Origin of the sequence: Zavarzinia aquatilis (assembly GCF_003173035.1) — a bacterium.
In the GTDB taxonomy this organism is placed as follows: domain Bacteria; phylum Pseudomonadota; class Alphaproteobacteria; order Zavarziniales; family Zavarziniaceae; genus Zavarzinia; species Zavarzinia aquatilis.
Map to the genome: position 1 here is coordinate 87,776 of NZ_QGLE01000005.1, position 19,765 is coordinate 107,540.

15 protein-coding genes and 1 other RNA gene are annotated in these 19,765 nt (G+C 68.0%); 7 read left to right on the forward strand and 9 right to left on the reverse strand.

Going from position 1 to position 19,765, the window contains the following annotated elements; genetic code table 11:
* Window positions 1-36 precede the first annotated feature (36 nt).
* Window positions 37-2,100, forward strand: a complete 2,064-nt coding sequence (locus DKG74_RS10260) for a 3-hydroxyacyl-CoA dehydrogenase NAD-binding domain-containing protein (RefSeq protein ID WP_109905376.1) — start codon at window positions 37-39, stop codon at window positions 2,098-2,100.
* A 101-nt stretch (window positions 2,101-2,201) separates the two neighbouring features.
* Here the strand turns inward: DKG74_RS10260 and DKG74_RS10265 are convergent, their stop codons facing one another.
* Window positions 2,202-3,230 (reverse strand): isocitrate/isopropylmalate dehydrogenase family protein, encoded by a 1,029-nt coding sequence (locus DKG74_RS10265; RefSeq protein WP_109905752.1) that lies wholly within the window; start codon window positions 3,228-3,230, stop codon window positions 2,202-2,204.
* A gap of 219 nt (window positions 3,231-3,449) precedes the next feature.
* Between DKG74_RS10265 and DKG74_RS10270 the strand changes: the two genes are divergently transcribed.
* From DKG74_RS10270 to rnpB, 3 genes are all read left to right on the forward strand, one after another.
* Window positions 3,450-4,322, forward strand: coding sequence for a DMT family transporter (locus tag DKG74_RS10270; RefSeq protein WP_109905378.1), 873 nt, complete (start codon window positions 3,450-3,452; stop codon window positions 4,320-4,322).
* Window positions 4,319-5,062, forward strand: a complete 744-nt coding sequence (locus DKG74_RS10275) for an N-acetylmuramoyl-L-alanine amidase (RefSeq protein WP_109905380.1) — start codon at window positions 4,319-4,321, stop codon at window positions 5,060-5,062. Before DKG74_RS10270 ends, DKG74_RS10275 begins: the two co-directional genes overlap by 4 nt.
* 4 nt (window positions 5,063-5,066) lie before the next feature.
* Window positions 5,067-5,462, forward strand: an RNA gene (gene rnpB, locus DKG74_RS10280) — RNase P RNA component class A.
* Window positions 5,463-5,533: 71 nt separating this feature from the next.
* Here the strand turns inward: rnpB and DKG74_RS10285 are convergent.
* Window positions 5,534-6,001, reverse strand: coding sequence for an Hsp20/alpha crystallin family protein (locus DKG74_RS10285; RefSeq protein ID WP_109905382.1), 468 nt, complete (start codon window positions 5,999-6,001; stop codon window positions 5,534-5,536).
* A gap of 113 nt (window positions 6,002-6,114) precedes the next feature.
* On the opposite strand from DKG74_RS10285, the gene DKG74_RS10290 reads away from it, so the two are divergent.
* Both DKG74_RS10290 and DKG74_RS10295 read left to right on the forward strand, forming a co-directional pair.
* A complete protein-coding gene (locus DKG74_RS10290; protein WP_207779315.1) occupies window positions 6,115-6,504 on the forward strand; it encodes a hypothetical protein in 390 nt (129 codons plus the stop codon).
* A gap of 37 nt (window positions 6,505-6,541) precedes the next feature.
* A complete protein-coding gene (locus tag DKG74_RS10295; RefSeq protein ID WP_109905386.1) occupies window positions 6,542-8,005 on the forward strand; it encodes a multicopper oxidase family protein in 1,464 nt (487 codons plus the stop codon).
* Here the strand turns inward: DKG74_RS10295 and DKG74_RS10300 are convergent.
* From DKG74_RS10300 to DKG74_RS10315, 4 genes are all read right to left on the reverse strand, one after another.
* The gene (locus DKG74_RS10300) at window positions 7,996-9,312 is read right to left on the reverse strand and encodes an NADH:flavin oxidoreductase/NADH oxidase family protein (protein WP_109905388.1); all 1,317 of its coding nucleotides are present in this window, start codon (window positions 9,310-9,312) and stop codon (window positions 7,996-7,998) included. The two genes, DKG74_RS10295 and DKG74_RS10300, sit on opposite strands and share 10 nt — an antisense overlap.
* Window positions 9,313-9,421: 109 nt before the next feature.
* Window positions 9,422-11,602, reverse strand: a complete 2,181-nt coding sequence (locus tag DKG74_RS10305; RefSeq protein WP_109905390.1) for a phosphocholine-specific phospholipase C — start codon at window positions 11,600-11,602, stop codon at window positions 9,422-9,424.
* A gap of 76 nt (window positions 11,603-11,678) precedes the next feature.
* Window positions 11,679-13,856 (reverse strand): phosphocholine-specific phospholipase C, encoded by a 2,178-nt coding sequence (locus DKG74_RS10310; RefSeq protein WP_109905392.1) that lies wholly within the window; start codon window positions 13,854-13,856, stop codon window positions 11,679-11,681.
* A gap of 196 nt (window positions 13,857-14,052) precedes the next feature.
* On the reverse strand, window positions 14,053-14,943 hold the full coding sequence (locus DKG74_RS10315; RefSeq protein ID WP_109905394.1) for a prepilin peptidase: 891 nt from the start codon (window positions 14,941-14,943) through the stop codon (window positions 14,053-14,055).
* Between DKG74_RS10315 and DKG74_RS10320 the strand changes: the two genes are divergently transcribed.
* Window positions 14,942-15,373, forward strand: a complete 432-nt coding sequence (locus DKG74_RS10320) for a lytic transglycosylase domain-containing protein (protein ID WP_165837630.1) — start codon at window positions 14,942-14,944, stop codon at window positions 15,371-15,373. The two genes, DKG74_RS10315 and DKG74_RS10320, sit on opposite strands and share 2 nt — an antisense overlap.
* A 134-nt stretch (window positions 15,374-15,507) precedes the next feature.
* Here DKG74_RS10320 and gspD read toward each other — a convergent pair whose 3' ends face one another.
* The 3 genes from gspD to DKG74_RS10335 all read right to left on the reverse strand — a co-directional run bounded on the left by gspD (window position 15,508) and on the right by DKG74_RS10335 (window position 19,683).
* Window positions 15,508-17,673: a type II secretion system secretin GspD gene (gspD, locus tag DKG74_RS10325; protein WP_109905396.1), complete on the reverse strand. Its 2,166-nt coding sequence runs from the start codon at window positions 17,671-17,673 to the stop codon at window positions 15,508-15,510.
* Window positions 17,670-18,329 carry a hypothetical protein gene (locus DKG74_RS10330; protein ID WP_109905398.1) on the reverse strand — a complete coding sequence of 220 codons (660 nt, stop codon included), beginning with the start codon at window positions 18,327-18,329 and terminating at the stop codon, window positions 17,670-17,672. The genes gspD and DKG74_RS10330 overlap by 4 nt, the downstream gene beginning before the upstream one ends.
* 229 nt (window positions 18,330-18,558) lie before the next feature.
* Complete coding sequence (locus DKG74_RS10335) at window positions 18,559-19,683, reverse strand: BaiN/RdsA family NAD(P)/FAD-dependent oxidoreductase (protein ID WP_243404094.1); 1,125 nt, start codon at window positions 19,681-19,683, stop codon at window positions 18,559-18,561.
* Between the last annotated feature and the right edge of the window lie 82 nt (window positions 19,684-19,765).

A 19,765-nucleotide genomic window follows, 5' to 3' on the forward strand; every position in this document is an offset into this window, starting at 1 on the left:
CTGCCCGGACGGGCCAAGACAGACGAGGGAGCGGCGATGAGCGAGGTTGTGCACTATGGCCGGCAGGGCCGGGTGGCGGTGATTTCGATCGACAGCCCGCCGGTCAATGCCCTCGGCCAGGCGGTTCGTCAGGGCCTCCTGGACCTAATCGCCCGGGCGCAGGGGGACGATGAGGTCGACGCCGTCGTGCTGACCGGCAAGGGCAAGGCCTTTTCCGCCGGCGCGGATATCCGCGAATTCGGCAAGCCGGCCCTGCCGCCCTCGCTGCCCGACGTGATCAACGCCATCGAAGCCTCGGGCAAGCCGGTGATCGCGGCGATCAATGGCGTGGCGCTGGGCGGTGGGCTCGAACTCGCGCTCGGCTGCCACTACCGGGTGGCGGGGCCCTTCGCCAGCCTCGGCCTGCCCGAGGTGAAGCTGGGCCTGATCCCCGGCGCGGGCGGCACCGTGCGTCTGCCCCGTCTCGCGGGCGCCAGGGCCGCCATCGACATCATCACCGCCGGGGATCCCCTGAAGGCCGAGGCGGCGGAAGCCGCCGGCATCGTCGACCGGATCGCGGAAGGCGACGTGGTCGCCGCCGCGCTGCAGGTGCTGGAGGAAGGCGTGACCGGCCGGCGCACCCGCGATCTTGCGGTAGACGCAAAAGCCGAGACCTTCGCCGAGGCGCGGGCGGCGATCGCGAAGCGCAGCCGCGGCCTCGTCTCGCCGCTGGCCTGCGTCGATGCCATCGAGGGCGCGGCCACGCTGCCCTTCGACGAGGCGCTGGCGAAGGAGCGCAGCCTGTTCCTGTCCTGTCTCGCCTCGCCCCAGCGCGCCGGCCTCGTCCATGCCTTCTTCGCCCCGCGCGAGGCGGCCAAGGTGCCGGGCATCGGTCCCGACGTTAAGCCGCGCAAGGTGGAGACGGTCGGCGTCATCGGCGCCGGCACCATGGGCGGCGGCATCGCCATGTGTTTCGCCAATGCCGATATTCCGGTGACCCTGCTCGAGATGAAGGCGGAGGCGCTGGAGCGCGGCCTCGCCACCATCCGCGCCAATTACGAGGCCACGAGGGCGAAGGGCCGCATGACGGCGGAGGAGATCGAGACGCGCATGGCGCTGATCCGGCCCAGCCTCGATTATGCCGATCTCGCCGGTGCCGATCTGGTGATCGAGGCGGCCTTCGAGTCGATGGCGGTGAAGCACGACATCTTCGGCACCCTCGACCTTGTGTGCAAGCCGGGGGCGGTGCTGGCCACCAATACCTCGACCTTGAGCATCGACGAGATCGCGGCGGCGACCGGCCGGCCGCAGGATGTCGTCGGCATGCATTTCTTCAGCCCGGCCAACGTCATGAAACTGCTGGAGAATGTGCGCGGCAAGGCGACCGCGCCCGACGTGCAGGCGACGGTGATGGAGGTGGCGCGGCGCATCGGCAAGGTCGGCGTGATGGTCGGGGTCTGCTATGGCTTCGTCGGCAACCGCATCCTCCATGCCCGCAACCGCGAGGCCATCGCCCTCGTCAACGAAGGCGCCAGCCCGCAGCAGGTGGACAAGGCGCTGACCGATTTCGGCTTCGCCATGGGGCCTTTCGCCACCTCCGACCTCGCCGGGCTCGATGTCGGCTGGCGCATTCGGGAAGAGCGGCGGAAGGCCAATGATCCGGAGGTCGACGCCCCCAACTGGCTCGACACGCTGGCCGAAAAGGGCCGCTTCGGCCAGAAGACCAGGGCCGGCATCTATCGCTACGAGGCCGGCAGCCGGGCGCCGATCCCTGACGCGGAAACCGATGCGCTGATCGCCGCTTACCGTGCCGCGCAGGGCATCGCGCCCCGCGCCGTCGACGAGACGGAGATCGTCGAACGCTGCATGTTCATGATGGTGAACGAAGGTGCCCGCATCCTCGAGGAAGGCATCGCCGCGCGGGCTTCCGATATCGACGTCGTGTGGCTGAACGGCTACGGCTTCCCGGCCTTCCGCGGCGGGCCGATGTTCTGGGGCCAGCAACATGGCCTCGACAGGGTGCTGGCCGGGATCGACGCCTTCCATGCCCGGCTGGGTACGAAGCCGTGGCAGGCGGCCCCGCTGTTGCGCCGGCTGGTGGCCGAGGGGCGGGGCTTCTGACGCCATCCCCGACATGACGACGCCCCGGGAGAGCCTGTCTCCCGGGGCGTTTCCTTGGGCTTCCTCGGTCCGGTCTGGCGCCGGATGTCAATGGCCGGATGTCAATGCAGGCGGGCGATCAGCGCGGCGGTCAATTCCCGGGTGGTGGCCTTGCCGCCCAGGTCGCCGGTGCGGACCCGATCCTCGTTCAGGGTGCGGTCGATGGCGACCTTGAGCTTGGCCGCGAGGTCCTGCCGGCCGACATGTTCCAGCATCAGACCGGCGGCCATGAGGAGGGCGAGGGGGTTGGCGATGCCCTTGCCGGCGATATCGGGGGCGGAGCCGTGCACGGCCTCGAAAATCGCCGCCTTCTCGCCGATATTGGCGCCCGGCGCCATGCCGAGGCCGCCGACCAGGCCGGCGATCTGGTCCGACAGGATGTCGCCGAACAGATTGGTGGTGACGATCACGTCGAACTGCCAGGGGTTCATGACGAGTTGCATGGCGCAGGCATCGACGATCCTCTCGTCGACCGCGACGCGGCCTTCGTATTCCCGGGCGATGTTGCGGCCGATTTCGAGGAACAGGCCGGTGATCGCCTTCAGGATATTGGCCTTGTGGACCAGGGTCACCTTCTTGCGGCCATTGGCGACGGCATATTCGAAGGCGTAGCGGACGATCCGCTCGCAGCCGATGCGTGTCGTCACGCCCTGGCTGACCGCGACCGCCTTGGGATCGTCGCCCACGGGAATGAAATGTTCGTGGGCGACGTAATAGCCCTCGAGGTTCTCGCGCAGGAGGACGAGGTCGATATTCTCGAACCGGCCGCCCGGGATCAGGCTGCGCGCCGGCCGGACATTGGCGTAGAGCTTGAACGCCTCGCGCAGGCGGACATTCACCGAACGATAGCCGCCGCCCGACGGCGTGGTCAGCGGGCCTTTCAGGGCAAGGCCGGTGCGGGCGATGGAATCGAGGGTGGCCTGGGGCAGGGGATCGCCCGCCGCCTCGATCCCGGCCATGCCGGCGTCCTGGGTATCGAAGGCGAAGGGCGCGCCCAGCGCGTCGAGCACGGCAACGACGGCGTCGACGATTTCGGGGCCGATGCCGTCTCCCGGTATGAGGGTTGCCGGTATCAGCGTCGTCGCGGCCATGGCCGAGTCTCCCGAAATGTAAGCGGTGCCCGGCTCATAGGCTCTGACCGCCACTTTGTCGATTCCGACCAAAGGCGAAGGTAACGCCGCGTCGGCCTCGCATTTCCCCGGGTCCGACGTCCTGCCGCCTTCGCTAAGCGATGGCTATTGCCGAAACGGGAACAAGCGACATGCAAGAGGCGCAATGGTAGCCGGGGGGTTCCACTGCTATCGAGGGACATGGCGCCCATCGACATTGCCCTCGTCCTGCTCGTGAACCTGATCTGGGGGTTCAATTTCGTCGCCGCCAAGGTCGGGGTGAGCGAGCTGCCCCCCATGCTGCTGACCGGCATCCGCTTCTGCGCCATCGGTCTCGTGCTCTCGCCGCTGATCCTGCGGGTGCCGCGCGACCAGATCCGGGCGGTGCTGTGGGTCGCGCTGACCGCCGGCCTGTGTCACTTCGGACTGCTGTTCATCGGCATCGGTCTTGTCGGCGACGTCTCCTCGGCGGCGGTGGCGATCCAGCTGAACATTCCCTTCGTCACCATCCTCAGCGTCGTCATCCTGAAGGAGACGATCCGCTGGCGCCGTATCCTCGGCATCGTCATCGCCTTCGCGGGCGTCATCGTCATCGGCTTCGATCCGCGGGTGTTCTCCTATCTCGACGGGCTGCTGCTTTGCGTCGCCGCCGCCTTCTCGATGGCGGTCGCCATGATCATCATGCGGCGGATGCGGGGGGTCGGCGTCTTCACCCTTCAGGCCTGGATGGGGCTCGTCACCGGGCCCAGCATGTTGCTGTTCTCGGCCCTGTTCGAGACCGGGCAGGGCGCGGCGGTCACCAATGCCTCGCTGCTCGCCTGGGCCGCCGTCGCCTATACCGCCTTCGGTTCCTCGCTGATCGCCCATGCCGCCAATTTCCGCCTGCTGCAACGCTATCCGGTGACGACGACGGCGCCGCTCATGCTGCTTTCGCCCGTGCTCGGCATCGTCTTCGGTGTCCTGCTGCTTGACGACGCGCTGACCTGGCGCATGATCGGGGGCAGTCTGATGACCCTCGCGGGAGTTGGCATCATCATGCTGCGTGAGCGGAAAATCGTCGGGGCGGCACCGTGAACCGGATCGTCAACCAGCCCTCGCCCAATCACGACAGCCGGGATGGCGCGCCCGTCTCGATCCTGATGATCCATTACACCGGCATGAAGACCGGGGCCGAGGCGCTGGCCCGCCTGCGCGACCCAGAAGCCAAGGTTTCCAGCCACTACCTGATCGACGAGGACGGCACCATCTATCGGCTGGTGGCGGAAACCGAGCGGGCCTGGCACGCCGGCAAGGGCAGCTGGCGCGGCATTGACAACATCAACCTCCGTTCCATCGGCATCGAACTGGTCAATCCGGGCCATGAATGGGGATATCGGCATTTCCCGCCAGCCCAGATGAAGGCCCTGGCCGACCTCGCCCGGGGCATCGTCGCGCGCTGGACCATCGACCCCTTCGATGTCATCGGTCATTCCGACGGCGCGCCGCTGCGCAAGACCGATCCGGGCGAATTGTTCGACTGGTCCTATCTTGCCCAGCGCGGCATCGGCTTCTGGGCCGAGGGGGTCGATCCGGTCGCGGGCGGGCGGCTCGGTCCCGGCGAATCGGGCACGCTGGTCGAGGCGTTGCAGGCCGACCTCGCCGACTTCGGTTATGGCCTGCATGTCCATGGCCGCTACGACGACGAGACGCGGGCGGTGGTCGCCGCCTTCCAGCGTCACTGGCGTCCCGCCGTTGTCGATGGCATCGCCGACGCGGGAACGCGCGGCCGGCTCGCCCGGCTCTTGCGCCTGCGGGCCGAAACCGCTAGGCCTTGAGCCGTCAGATGGCCGGGTGACCGCCGCCGCGTTTCGCGGGGGAGGAAAGTCCGGGCTCCACGGAGACAGGGTGCCGGGTAACGCCCGGCGAAGGTAACTTCAGGGACAGTGCCACAGAGAGCAGACCGCCGGAACGCCGGGCGAAAGTCCGGCCGGCCGGCAAGGGTGAAAGGGTGCGGTAAGAGCGCACCGCGCTGACGGTAACGCCAGCGGCATGGTAAACCCCACCCGGAGCAAAACCAAATAGGGGCGGCAGGCGGGCGCGAGCCCGCGGGATCTGTTTCCGGTCCGTCGCCCGGGTCGGTTGCTTGAGACGGCCGGCAACGGTCGTCCTAGAGGAATGGTCACCCGTCGCGGGCAACCGCGGCGACAGAACCCGGCTTACAGGCCATCTGACATCCTGCCCCAAAAAAGCTCGGCCCCGGGCGGCGGGGAAACCGTCCGGGGCCGTGGGCACACCGCCTGGGGGAGCTAGGCGGCGCGTTTGACCTCGATCTTCCGGGACTCCGCCATCGCCCGCGCCGGTTTCGGCACGGTCACGGTCAGAACGCCCTTGTCCATCATCGCCTTGATGGCCGCCGGGTCAGTGCCGGCTGGCATCTCGATCGTCCGGGCGAAAGCGCCGGTGGTGCGCTCGATCATATGGGCGGTCTCGCCCTTGTCTTCACGTTCCACCTTCTTTTCGCCGCGGATGGTCAGGACATTGTCCGCCAGCGTGACCTCGACGTCCTTTTCCTCCATGCCCGGGAGTTCAGCGGTCAGCGTGATCGCCTCGGCGTTCTCGACCATGTTCATTCTGGGCAGCGCCTCACCGAGACCCAGATCCATGGTCATGTCATTGAACAGCCGGTCGATCTCCTGCCGCAGGGCAACGAAGGGGTTGTCTGTCATGGCGGCCGGGGTGCGGGCGCCATTGGTCATGAGAGTCCGGAGTTTCATTTTACGGCCCTCCTTCTTTCTCGACTGGGGGCATCAAAGCCTCGCGGTCACCTTCTTTATAGGAGCGTCGCCGTCACCGCTCCTTGAGGCGGATCAATCCCGCGAAAAAAGCCGTGGCAATCGACGCCGGCATCCCTAGATTCTCCGTCATGAACCGGTCCCTCGGCACAATCCTTCGCGCCGCGCTCGCCCTCGTGGCGGCGATGTTCTGGTTCGCGGCGCTGCCGGCGGCAGGCATGGCGGCACCCGCCGCCGCGCCGACCGTCGAGGCGCCGTGCCCGGACCATGCGGACAGCCAGCCCGCGCAGGCCCCGGCGAAGACCGGCTGCTGCATCGGCGCCGCCTGCGCCCTGCATTGCCTGCCGGTGAATGCCCTGCCGGCCGCGACCGATGCGCCGCGACTCGGGCCGCGTCCGCTGCCGATACCGGCCGCTCTCGCCCTGACCGGGCTGCCCGGGGCTGTGCCGCCTCCCCTTTACCGCCCGCCTCGCGCCCTCGCCTGAAAGCCGCTTCCCAGCCTTTTCAGACGAGAGAGAGACCATGACCTTCCATCTGTCGCGGCGCCAGTTCGTGGCGACCGCCGCCCTCGCCGCAACCGCCCCGGTCTTCGCCCGGGCCGCCTTCGGCACCACGCCCAAAACCCTGACCGCCGAGCGCCGCAGCCTCGACATCAAGGGCAAAGCCGCCTCCGTCCTCGGCCTGCGCGGGCCGGACGGGGCTTCCGGCCTCGTGCTTTCGCCGGGCGAGGCCTTCCGCCTGCGGCTCGAGAACCGCATCGGCGAGGACACGATCATCCATTGGCACGGCCAGACCCCGCCGCCCGATCAGGATGGCGTGACCGACACCCTCTATGTCCGGGCGATCGCGGATGGCGGCTTCGCCGACTACGATTTCGCGCCGCGCGGCGGAACCCACTGGATGCATTCCCATCAGGGCCTGCAGGAAATGCGCCTGCTGGCCGCGCCGCTGATCGTCCGCACCAGGGAAGACCTCGCGCGCGACGCGCAGGAGGTGACGGTCCTCCTCCACGATTTCAGCTTCAAGGCGCCGGAAGAACTGGTGGCCGGCCTTGCCGGCGGCATGATGAACCATGGCGGCATGGATATGGGGGGCATGTCGATGCCCGGCATGGACATGTCCGGCATGGATCATTCGGCCATGGGCCACGCCATGCCCGCCATGGATCACGGCATGGCGGGCATGGACCTGAACGATGTCGAATTCGATGCCTATCTCGCCAACGACCGCACGCTGGACGATCCGCAGGTGGTCGCGGTCGAGAAGGGTGGGCGGGTCCACTTGCGCCTGATCAACGGCGCGGCGGCGACCGCCTTCTGGCTCGACTTCGGCGGGTTGACCGGCACGGTGATGGCGGTCGACGGCAATCCGGTGAAACCGGTCGAGGTGACGAAAGTACCGCTCGCCCAGGGCCAACGCATCGACGTCCTGCTGCAGCTGGGGCCGGACGGCGCCGCCGTGCCGGTGCTGGCCCAGCGCGAGGGCGACCGCGCCCGCACCGGCATCATCCTGGCGCCGACCGGGGCGAGCGTGCCCCGCGTCGCCGACAAGGCGGCGGAGGCCGCGCCGCCGGTCGACCTGTCGCTGGAGGGGCGGCTGACGGCCGAGGGCGTGACAGCGCGCCCGGCCGAGATCACCCGCCGCATCCGCCTGACCGGGTCGATGATGCCTTACGTCTGGACCATCGACGACCGCTCATGGAGCAACCGGCTGCCGGTGCAGGTGAAGGCCGGCCAGCGCGTCGCGGTCGAGATGGTGAACGAGAGCATGATGGCCCATCCGATGCACCTGCACGGCCATCACTTCGATGTCGTCGCCTTGAACGGCAAGCCGCTGGCGGGCGCGCGGCGCGATACCGTGCTGGTGCCGATCAACGGCCGCGTCACCATCGCTTTCGACGCGGATAATGCCGGTCGCTGGTTGTTCCACTGCCACAACCTGCTGCACATGGCGACCGGCATGATGACGGAAGTGACCTACGCCTGAGACTTGCGGGCGGCGTGCATCGCCTTCGCCGCCCGCATCTCGCCCATCTGATAGCGGAGGAAAGCGCCGAAGATGCCGAGTTCGGGGCTCGGCGTGCCACCCTGGCCCAGGGTCTTCAGGTGGTTGGCGAACCAGCCCAAGGGACCGAAGCCGTTCAGCATCTGGATGATCTTCAGCGGCGAGGCCGGACCGAGCAGGCGCCCCGGGCCAAGGCGCAGGCGGTTCTCCCAATCGTCGAGCCGAGCGAGCCGGCCCGACAGCAGCGCGGCCGGCGCATCCGGCTTCAGGCACAGCGGCCGGGCGAGACCGATCACGTCGCAGGCGCCGGCCGCCAGCGCCTCGTCCATGGCGGCGCGGCTGCGGAAGCCGCCAGTGACCATCAGCGGCGTCTTCACCGCCGCGCGCATGGTCTTGGCATAATCGAGGAAATAGGCCTCGCGGGCCACGGTCGAGGCGCGGCGCGCCTGCTTGGCGCCGGCATCGGTCGACATATCCTCGTTGCCCATCATCATCGGCCGCTCGTAGGTGCCGCCCGAAACCTCGAGCAGGTCGATGCCTTCCGCTTCCAGCCAGCGGGCGACGGTGGTCGCCTCCTCGTCGCCGAAGCCGCCCTTCATGAAGTCGGCGGAATTCAGCTTCACGCCGACGCCGAAGCCGGGACCGGCGGCGGCGCGCACCGCCCGCACCACTTCGAGCAGCAGGCGCGCCCGGTTTTCCAGGCTGCCGCCCCAGCGGTCGGTGCGCTGGTTGGAGCGGGGGCTGAGGAACTGGCTGATCAGGTAACCATGGGCGCCGTGCACCTGCACGCCGTCGAAACCGGCCTCCTTCAGGGTGGCGGCAGCGAAGCCGAAGCGGGAAATCACATCGACGATTTCCCCGTCGGTCATGGCGCGGGGCGTGCCGAACTGCTTGCCCGGCAGGGGCAGCGGAATGGCTGAAGGGGCCTGCGGCGTCTTGTTGACGGCGATCGGGGTCTGCCGGCCGGCATGGCTGATCTGGGCCCACAGGCGCGTGCCATTGGCCGTTCCAGCCCTGGCCATGGCGGCGAGGGCGGCCTTGGCCGCCTCGTCCATGCCTGGGGCGACGACGACATTGCCCGGCCGCTCCAGATTGTCGGGATGAACCTGCATGTTGCCGGTGATGAGAAGGCCGCAGCCCCCCTCGGCGAAACGCCGGTACAGCTCGCACAGGGCCGGGGTCGCGCGGTTGCGCGGATCGGCCAGCCCTTCGGTCATCGCCGCCTTGGCCAGACGGTTCTTCAGGGTCTGGCCACAGGCCAGCGTGAAGGGCGCTGCAATATCCACCACCGACGTTTCCTCTTCCGACGTTTATCGTGTCGCTTTGACATTTTGTCGGAAAGTGTCGGGGGGCATAGCCCCCCCGTCAACACCAACGACGGGGGGGCGGGTCGCCGGATCAGCCCGCGATGGCGATCTGTTCGAGGACGTGGGCCGGATCGGAAATGCTCGGCTTGCCCGTCTCCAGCCGGCCGGCGAGGCGGCGGCTGAAGCCATCGAGGCCGGTCACCGTCACGGTGTAATCGTACCAATTGCCCTGATCGGCGAGGGACAGGCGCAGCGGCTTGCTCGCCCCGGCGGCAACCCGCACCTCCTGCTCCAGCTTCTCGTAGGCGTTGGCCGTCACCTTGAAGGTGCAGGTCCGCGCCCCGTTGTTGGCCAGGGTCAGGTTCAGGCGCTGATTGGTCTTGTCGTAGGACGCGGTGACCTCGGGCGCCGCCTTGGCCGTCGAGGCGACCACGGTGTTGCCGGTGAAGTGCCGGTGATAGCCGTTCGGCCCCAGCACCCAGAGGTCATAGGCGCCACCATCCGCCTTCAGATCCCAGGTCGCGGCCAGCACCTTGCCCGCCTCGACCATGTAACGGTGCGGGATACGGTCGAGGTGCAGCCGGTCGTAGACGTGATAGACCGCGCCGACGGTGCCGGTGTTGCGGAAGCGCAGGCGGATGCTGTCGCTGCCGGCCGTCGCCTCGATGTGCAGTTCGTAAGGCAGCGGCCGCGACGGGCGGATGCCGATGTCCTGCTCGGGCACGGTCTGGTCCGCCTCGGCCGGGATCTTGACCTGCAGGCGCAGGGCCTGCGCGACGCGGATCGAGTCGGCCGAAATCTTGCTGCGGGTCGGCAGGGTGGGCACGCTGGTGTTCGGATTGACGAAGTCGAAGCAGGAGGTCAGGTCGCCGATGATCGCCCGGCGGTAGGGACTGATGTTGCTCTCGGCGACGCCGAAGCGCGCCTCGATGAAGCGCAGGACCGAGGTGTGGTCGAAGGTCTCCGACGCGACCCAGCCGCCCCGGCTCCACGGCGAGATGACGAAGCAGGGCACGCGCGGCCCGGGGCCATAGGGGCGGCCGTCCGGCGCCGGCTGGCTGGTCGCGCCCTCGATCGCCGGATGGGTGAAATATTCGCTGCCCAGCAGGTTTTCCGCCATGGTCGTGCCGCCGGCCGCCGTGCCGTCCTCGTTGCGCGAGAACACGGTGGGCGAGGGGACGTGATCGAAGAAGCCGTCGTTCTCGTCGAAATTGACGATGAGCACGGTCTTCGACCAGACCTCCGGATCGGCGGTCAGGATTTCCAGCGCCTGCTGGACATACCAGGCCCCCTGCACCGGGCTCGACACCGCCGGATGCTCGGAATAGAGCGTGGGCGCGACGATCCACGAGACCTGCGGCAGCTTGCCGTTCTTCACGTCGAGTTCGAGCTGGCCGAGCAACCCGCCCAGCGGCATGGTGTTGCCGACGCCCTTGTAGAGCGGCTGCTTCGCGTCCATCGCCTCGACATAGGGGATCCACGGCAGGCCGAGGGGGGTATTGCCCATCGCCTCATGGGCGGCGCGATACTGGCGGAAACCGGCCAGCGGATTGTCGCCGAAATTGTCCGGCAGGTTCTGGTAGACCTTCCAGGTCACGCCCGCTTCCTGCAGCCGCTCGGGATAGGTCTTCCAGGCGTAGCCCTTGGACTTCGAGCCGAAATTGTCCATCTCGTTGATGACGACGGCATTGCCGGTGCCGGTCGGGCCGTTGGTGCCGGTCCAGTGATAGACCCGGTTCGGGAAAGTGCCGGTATGCGTCGCGCAGTGGTAGTTGTCGCAAAGCGTGAAGGCATTGGCGAGGGCGAACTGGAAGCCGACCTCGGCCTCCTTGTAATAGCCCATCGACTGGTTTTCCTTGTGCAGCGGCCAGTCGGTGATGCGCCCGTGGTTCCACACCGCCTGGGCATCGGGCCAGGTGTGCGGCGTGCCGGTGACGCGCTGGGCGTTGCCCTTCTTGGAATTCAGATGGTAGGGCAGGATGGTCCGCTCGCCGTTCCACTGGTGGAACACGGTGCGCCCGTCGGCGCGCGGAATGGTGAAGCGGTCGCCGAAGCCGCGCACGCCCGGGAAGGTGCCGAAGTAATGGTCGAAGGCCCGGTTTTCCTGCATCAGCACGACGATGTGCTGCACGTCCTTGATCGACTTGGTGCCATTGGCGGCGTCGATGGCGAGGGCCTTGCGGATCGTGTCGGGAAAGACGGTGGCGGCGGCGGCAGTCCCGCCGAGGGCGGCGGCGGACTTCAGGAAGTCGCGTCTGTTGGTATCGGTCATCTCGGGCGTCCGGTCATGATGCGTGAATGGACCTCCCGGCGCGAAGCCGGGAGGTTGCGCTGGTCGGCGTTACCGCTCAGCCGGCGTTGGCGATCTGCTCGAACACCGAATGGGGATCGGAGATGCCGGGCTTGCCCGTCTCCATCCGGCCAGCGAGGCGGCGGGTGAAGCCGGCGAGATTGTTCACCGTCACGGTGTAATCGTACCAGTTGCCCTGGTCGGAAATGTCGAGACGCAGCACCTGACGCGCGCCGGCCTCGACCCGGACGTCCTTGGTGTATTTCTCGTAGGCATTGGCCGACACGGTGAAGCGGCACGGCCGCGCGCCCGTGTTGGTCATCGCGATGTTGAGGCGCGACAGCTCGGGATCGTAGGAGACCGCGATTTCCGGCAGCATCTTGGTGGCACCGACCAGATCGCTGTCGCCAGTGAAGTGGCGATGGAAGCTGTTCGGCCCGAGAACCCACAGATCGTACTGGCCGGCGTCACCCGCGCTGTCGAAGGTCGCGGCCAGCTTCTTGCCGGCCTCGACCATGAAGCGGCGGGGAATGCGGTCGAGGTGCAGCTTGTCGTAGACATGGAACACGGCGGCCGATTTGCCGCTGTTGCTGAAGCGCAGGCGCACCGCGGCGCCCTCGACCGTGGCATCGACCGACAGTTCGTAGGGCAGGGCGCGGGACGGGCGGATACCCGCCTGCTGCTTGGGCAGGGACTGGGCGTCGACAGCCGGCACCGGCACCTGATCCTTCAGATCTTGCGAGACGCGGAGCGCGTCCGCCGACAGCTTGCTGCGCTTCGGCAGGGTCGGCACGGCCGCGTTCGGATTGACGAAATCGAAGCAGGAGGTGAGGTCACCCGAGATCGCCCGGCGATAGGGGCTGATGTTGCTTTCGGCGACGCCGAAACGGGCCTCGATGAAGCGCAGGACCGAGGTGTGGTCGAAGGTCTCCGATGCGACCCAGCCGCCCTTGCTCCACGGCGAGACGACATAGCAGGGCACGCGCGGGCCGGGGCCATAGGGGCGGCCGTCCGGGCTCGGCTGGCCGGTGGTGCCTTCGGGCGCCGGATGGGTGAAATATTCGGCGGCGACGAGATCGCTCTTCATCGTGGTCGCGCCGGCGGCGGAGCCGTCCGGGTTGCGCGAGAACACGGCGGGCGAGGGGACGTGATCGAAGAAGCCGTCGTTCTCGTCGAAATTGATGATCAGCACGGTCTTGGACCAGACCTCCGGCACGGCGGTCAGGGCCTTCAGGGTCTCCTGGATGTACCAGGCGCCCTGCACCGGGCTCGACGGGCCGGGGTGTTCGCTATAGGTGTCGGGCGCGACGATCCACGACACTTGCGGCAGGATGCCCAGCTTCACGTCGGTCGCGAATTCCGCCAGCAGGCCACCGAACGGCATGGTGTTGGAAATGCCCTTGTAGAGCGGGGCCTTGTCGTTCAGCACCTTGGTGTAGGGCAGCCAGGGGAAGCCGGACGAAGTGTTATAGACCTCGTTCGCCTTGCGGTATTGGCGGAAGCCGGCCAGCGGGTTGTCGGTGAAATTGTTCGGCAGGTTCTGGTAGACCTTCCAGTCGATGCCGGCTTCTTCCAGCCGCTCGGGATAGGTCTTCCAGGTGTAACCGTTGGCGGAGCTGTCGAGGCTGTCCCATTCGTTGGTCACGGCGGCGACGCCGGCCGCGCTGGCGCCGCTGCAACCGGTCCAGTGATAGAGACGGTTCGGGTTGGTGCCGGCATGGATGCCGCAGTGGTAGTTGTCGCAGAGCGTGAAGGCATTGGCGAGGGCCCACTGGAATTCCAGCTCGGCCTTCTCGTAATGACCCATCGACTGGTCCTGCTTGTAGGTCGGCCAGTTCGCCATGCGGCCGTGGTCCCAGGCGGCCTGCGCGTTGTCCCAGGAATGCGGCGTGCCGCTGACACGCTGGGCATTACCCGCCGACTGGTCGAGGTGATAGGGGGTGATGATGCGGGTGCCGTTCGACTGTTCCCACACGCTGCGCCCGCCCGCCAGCGGAATGCTGAAGCGGTCGCCGAAACCGCGCACGCCCGGGAAGGTGCCGAAGTAATGATCGAAGGCCCGGTTTTCCTGCATCAGGATGACGATATGTTCGACATCCTTGATCGACTTGGTCGCGTTGTTGGCGTCGATCGCCAGTGCCTGCTGGATGGCGGAGGGAAACACCGTCGCCGCGGCGCTCGCCCCGGCCAGCGTCGCCGTCGTCTTGAGGAAATTGCGCCTGCTCTCGTCGATCATGACCTGCCCCTATGGTAATCGTACAGTGGTCGTCGGCCTGTTCCGGCCGCTTGTGGTGCGCCGGAGGATTGCTGACTTTCATGTCAGCAAGGTTTCAGTCTAGCGACACGGCAGGGTTTAATTGCGCCAGAAATGAACCGAATCCCGGGTGAATCCGGTGCAGTCGGGAACAATCCGGGGCGATGGGCCGGGAAATCTAGCCAAAGAGGTCGAGGGACGGCACGAGACCCGCGAGCACGGGCAGGGCGGCAAGGGCGAAGCCGGGGCCGAGCGGAACGCCGCGTGGCCCGTCGGCGTCGTCGCCAAGGCGGAAACGATCGAGCAGCGGCGCCAGCGCGAGCGCGGCGACCGAGCCGAGCAGCAGCAGGTGGAACACGGCGAGCACCCCGCCCCAGGCCCCGACGGCGGCGACCAGTTTCCAGTCGCCCCGGGCCAGGGCCTCGTGCCCCAGACGCAGGCGGGCCATGGTGCCGACCAGGGCCATGACCAGCCAGCCGGTGGCGGCACCCGCGATGGCGTCGCCCGGGGCGATGGCGTCGAGACCGCAGGGGCCAAGCGCCGAAGCCAGCAAGCCGGCCCACAGCAGGCCGAGGGTCAGCGCGTCGGGCAGATAACCCGACCGGGCATCGACCACGGCGAGGACATAAAGGACGCTGGCGACCAGCACGAAGGCGACCGCCCGGTCGGCCGGCGCCGGTGCCAGCAGGGCCGCGGCGAGGACGAAGACCACGCCGCCCAGCTCGACCAGCGGGTAGCGCGCCGGCACCCGCTGCGCGCCGCAGGGGCAATGCCCCCGCAATGCCAGCCAGCCGATCAGCGGCATCGCCTGTGCCCAGGTCAGCGGCCGTCCGCAGGGCGGGCAGCGCGACCCCGGATACCACAGGGCGCTGGCCGGCATCCGGCCTTCGATGATGGCGGGCCAGCGTTCCATGGCGACGGTCGCGAAACTGCCGATCATCAATCCCCACAGCGCCGCCGCCAGCCAGCCGACGAAGGCGGGCAGCAGGGCGCCGAACAGACGGAATTCCGTCAGAATGTCATCGAAACCGTCACAGATCGCGGGCATCATGGCCCCCGAAACGATCATGGAACTCTCGTCTCTCGTCCTCGCCTGCGCGATCAAGGCCGCGACCGCCTACGGGCTGCCGCCGACGGGAATCATTGCCATCCTGGAAGCGGAAGGCGGCCGCATCGGCGAAGTCAGCGAGAATGCCAACGGCACGCGCGATATCGGTCCGATGCAGGTGAACAGCCTGTGGCTGGAGCCGCTGGCCCGGAAATGGGGCGTGACCCCCGACGAGGCGGAGGCGGCGCTGCGCGACCGGCCCTGCACCAATATCGCCGTCGGCAGCTATATCCTCGCGGACTGCATCCACAAGCGTGGCGGCGACTTCTGGGCGGGCGTCGGCTGCTACCACGCGCCGTCCGATCCTGAACGGGCGCGCGCCTATGCCGACCGGGTGGCCGGCAAGGCGGCCGAGCGTTTCGGCCTCGAGGTCTTCCGGCCCGAGCGTTAGGCGCGTCTCTCCCATGGCCGGCTCCCTGTCCTCGTCACGTCGGCGAAAGCCGGAGCCTTGGCGCGACAGAGGCGCATCCGCCGGCACGAAATCCCGGCCTGCGCCGGGATGACGATGGGGAGCCGTGCCGCCGCTCAGGGGCGCAGACCTTCCGAAGGGGCGGCGGGCAGCGGCTTCACCGAGCGGATCTTCTCGCGCAATTCATCGGTGATGCGCTGGGCATCCGCGGCATTCCGCACCACGCGCGGCGTGAGCAGGATCAGCAGTTCGGTCCGGTCCTTGGAATCGGTGGTGGTGCCGAACAGCGGCCCGAGGAAGGGCAGGTTGCGCAGATAGGGCAGCCCCGAATTGTCCGACTGATTGGTCTCGGTGATCAGGCCGCCGAGAGCGATGGTCTGACCGTCCTCGACCGCGACCGAACTGGCGACCCGGCGCTGCTGGATGGTCGGCGAGTCGAGGGCCGACGTGGTCGTCTTCACCACGTTGCTCACCTCCTGCGAGATGTCGAGCAGGACGACACCGCTGTCATTCACCCGGGGCGTGATGCGCAGGATGATGCCGGTGTCGCGATATTCGATCGAATTGACGATGCGGGCGGTCGAGGTATCGGTGCTTTCCGCCGACTGGGTGGCCACGGGGACCTGGTCGCCGACCTGCAGCGAGGCGGTCTGGTTGTTGAGCACCAGGAGCTTGGGCGCCGAGACGACGTTGATGTTCGTCACGCCGGCGAGGGCATTCAACACGCTGGTGATCGAGTCCCCGTTCGAGACCAGATAGGAAAAGCCCGGGAAGACCTGGCCGATGGCGCCCGACGCGAATTCGCTCAACGAGAATTTGCTGTTGCCGGTCTGGAAGAACCATTGCACGCCGTAACGCAGGTCGTTGTTCAGCGTGACCTCGGTCACCGCGGATTCGATCATCACCTGCAGCGGCAGCACGTCGAGCTTGCGCAGGGCGTCGGCGACGATTTCATACTGCTGCGGCTTGGCGTGGATGACGATGGAGTTGGAAATCTCGTCGGCGCTGATGTTCACCGCGCCTTCCGCCTCGCCGAGGTCGACGCTGAGGCCGGTGGCCGCGCCGCCGCCCTGACCGTCGATGCCGGGCATGGTCGGCGGGGTGGGCAGGCTGCCGTCGGTCGCGCCGGTCTGGCCGAGGCCGCTGGTCGAGGCGGTGGAGGTGCCAAAACCGCCGAGGCTGGCGCTGCCCGCATTCGACGACGGACTGGAAGCGGCCGCGCTCGTGCCGCCGTCCTTGCCGGCGCCGAAGGCCGACGCCAGCACCTTGGCGAGGTCGCTGGCCCGGCCGTTCTGCACCCGGTAGACGAAGAGCCGGCGGCGCGAGCCCTGGGCTTCCCGGTCCAGCATCTCGACGAGGGTGCGCACCCGGTCGAGATATTCCGCCCGGTTGGAAATCGCCAGGATGCCGTTCACCTGCTGCACCGGCACGAAGCGGATGGTGCCGGCGGTGGGCACGCCCTCGGCGTTCAGCAACTGGGTCAGTTGCTCGACGAGGTTCCGGCTGTCGGTCCATTGCGGCACGATCAGCGCGAAGGAGACGCCGCGCAGCCAGTCGACGTCGAATTGCTGCGCGAGCTCGCGCAGGCTGCGCCGGCTGACCGAACTGCCGCTGACCAGCAGGATGTTGCGCGCGGCATCGGCTTCGATCCGCGCCGTGTTGGGCACCATTTCGGCCAGCAGATCCTTCAGCGCCGTCGCCGAGACGAAGCGCAGGGGAATGGCTTCGGTCCCGGTGCCGGGGTCGTTCGGGCCGAGCAGGCCGATGGAGCGCGGCTCGCCGCCCGCCGGCATGATCGTGTAGAGATTGCCTTCGCGGATCAGGATCAACTGGGCCGCCTGCAAGCCGGCCTCCAGCGTCGGCAGCACCCGGTCGCGGCGGATCGGCTGGGCGGTCTCGATGGTGATCTGGCCCTGGGCCTCGGGGTCGACGGCGTAGGTCAGGCCGAGGATATCTCCCAGCACCGCCTTGGCGACGTCGCGCACCTCGGCATTGGTGAAGTTCAGGCTGACGTCGCCGCCGGCGGTGTCGTCATTCGTCGCGGCGGGCGCGCCCAGCACTTGTCCGGTGCCCCTTATGATGCGGGTCTGGGTGCCGAGCGGCTGATAGCCGTCGTCTGGCCGGCCGGGGGCGATGCCGGGCAGGGGGCGCGGACCCGCGGGCACGGTGTTGCCGACGACGGTGGCGCCCTGCACCTCGGTCTGTGGCGTCCCCGTGGTGTCGCAGCCGGCGAGGGCCAGCGCGAGGGCGGTGAGGGTGCCCAGGGCCTTGCGACTGGTCATTTCTCGATGAACCTCTCGATGCCGGGCATGTTCTGCATGGCCGGCGGCAGCCAGGATTTGTCGGGACGCGGCGCCGTCGCCGGATCGGTCGCCCGGTCCGAACCCGGCGGCATTTCGCCCGCTGTCGGAGGGGCCCCGGGGCGATCGTCGCCGGTCAGGTCGTCGTCGGGCAATGTATCCATCTCGGCCGGGCGAGGGTCCGGCTCGCCCGACCCGGTTGACGGCGCGGCGGGGGCGGCGCCCAGCGTCAGGCGCAGGCTTTCGCCGTCTCGGGTCAGGGTGACGGCGTCGGGCAGGATGGCGTCGACGGTCCAGCCCTCGACCTCGTCGCCGGGGCGGATGCGGCGGGTGTCGCGTTCCCCGATGCGCAGGAGCGCCGTCGCCGATTCCGCCGTCGTGCCGATGCCGATCACGGCGAAATACTCGGCCGTTGTCGTATCGGCGGGGCCGGCAGCAGGCCGACGGTCGGGCGAGAACAGGGGTCTTGCCTCGATCTCCGGAAATTCGGGTGCCGCCGGTCCCTCGACCAGCGCCGGTCGCCGCGCGGCGAGGCCGGCGTCGTCGGCCGGCAGGTCACCGGTCGGCAGCATCACCTGAAGCGCGGCCAGTCCCGCCAGCAGGAGGCAGGCAAGCACGGCGGGGAGAAAGCGAAGCATCATGCGGACCCGGCGCCGGCCCGTATCGGACGGCGCGGCACCGCGGTCCCTCGACCTTCGCCTCGCAATGTCATCACGTTGCCTTCTCCGGCCGACGCTCTACCAACAATTGTCGGAGCCGCAACGGTATTCCGTTCGCGCTCCGCTCACGAGGCATCTAATCGAAATCGGCCCCGGGCGCCAAAACCTTCCTGCGGCTTTATCAAAAATTCACATTCGCGGGCGGCCGTCAGACCGCTTCGCCCGCGGCATGGCCGCTCGACCACGCCCACTGGAAATTATAGCCGCCGAGCCAGCCGGTGACGTCGACTGCCTCGCCGATGAAATGGAGACCGGGCACCTTGACCGCGCCGAGGGTGCGGGACGACAGGTCGCGGGTATCGACCCCGCCCGCCGTCACCTCGGCCTTGGCGAAGCCCTCGGTGCCGGCCGGGATCGGGCGCCAGCGGTTGATCCGCTCGGCGAGGGCGGTCAGGGCCTTGTCGCCGGTCTCGCCGATGGGGCGGGGCTGGTCGCTGGCCAGACCTTGGGCGAGGCGGGCGGGCAGAACCTCGGCCAGCACGGTCTTGACCTCGGCCCTCGGCCGCTCGGCCTTGCGCGCCTTCAGGAAGGCGGCGATGTCGGTATCGGGCGCGAGGTCGAAGTCGATCGCCTGTCCCGCCCGCCAGTAGGACGAGATTTGCAGCACCGCCGGGCCCGACAGGCCGCGATGGGTGAACAGCAGTTTCTCGCGGAAGCTGGCCGGACCGAGGCGCGCCACCGCCTCGACCGAAACGCCGGACAGCGGCGCCGCCAGCGCGAGGTCGTCGCCCCCGAGGGTCAGCGGTACCAGCGCCGGTCGGGGCGTGACCACGCGCAGGCCGAACTGCCGGGCGATGTCATAGGCGAAGCCGGTCGCGCCCATCTTCGGGATGGACGGCCCGCCGGTGGCGACGACGAGGCTGCGGCCCAGCACCTCACCCCGGTCGGTGCTGACCCTGAAATGGCTGCCATCGTGGCCGACCTCGGTAATGCGCGTCCCGGTTTCGATCCGCACCCCGGCCGCCGCGCATTCGCCCAGCAGCATCTCGACGATCTGCCGGGCCGAGCCGTCGCAGAACAGTTGGCCCAGCGTCTTTTCATGCCAGGCAATGCCGTGCCGGTTCACGAGGTCGATGAAATCGTGCTGGGTGTAGCGGCTGAGGGCGGATTTGCAGAAATGCGGGTTTTCGGAGAGGAAGCTCTCGGGTCTCGCGTCAAGATTTGTAAAATTGCAGCGACCACCACCGGAAATGATGATTTTGGCCCCGGGCTGATTGCCGCCTTCCAGAACAAGGGGGCGAAGATTTCGATTTCCGGCTGTAATGGCGCACATCAATCCCGCTGCGCCTGCGCCTATTACTATGGAATCAACTATCAATGATTTTCTCCCTGTATCTAATATACTTTAGTTGATT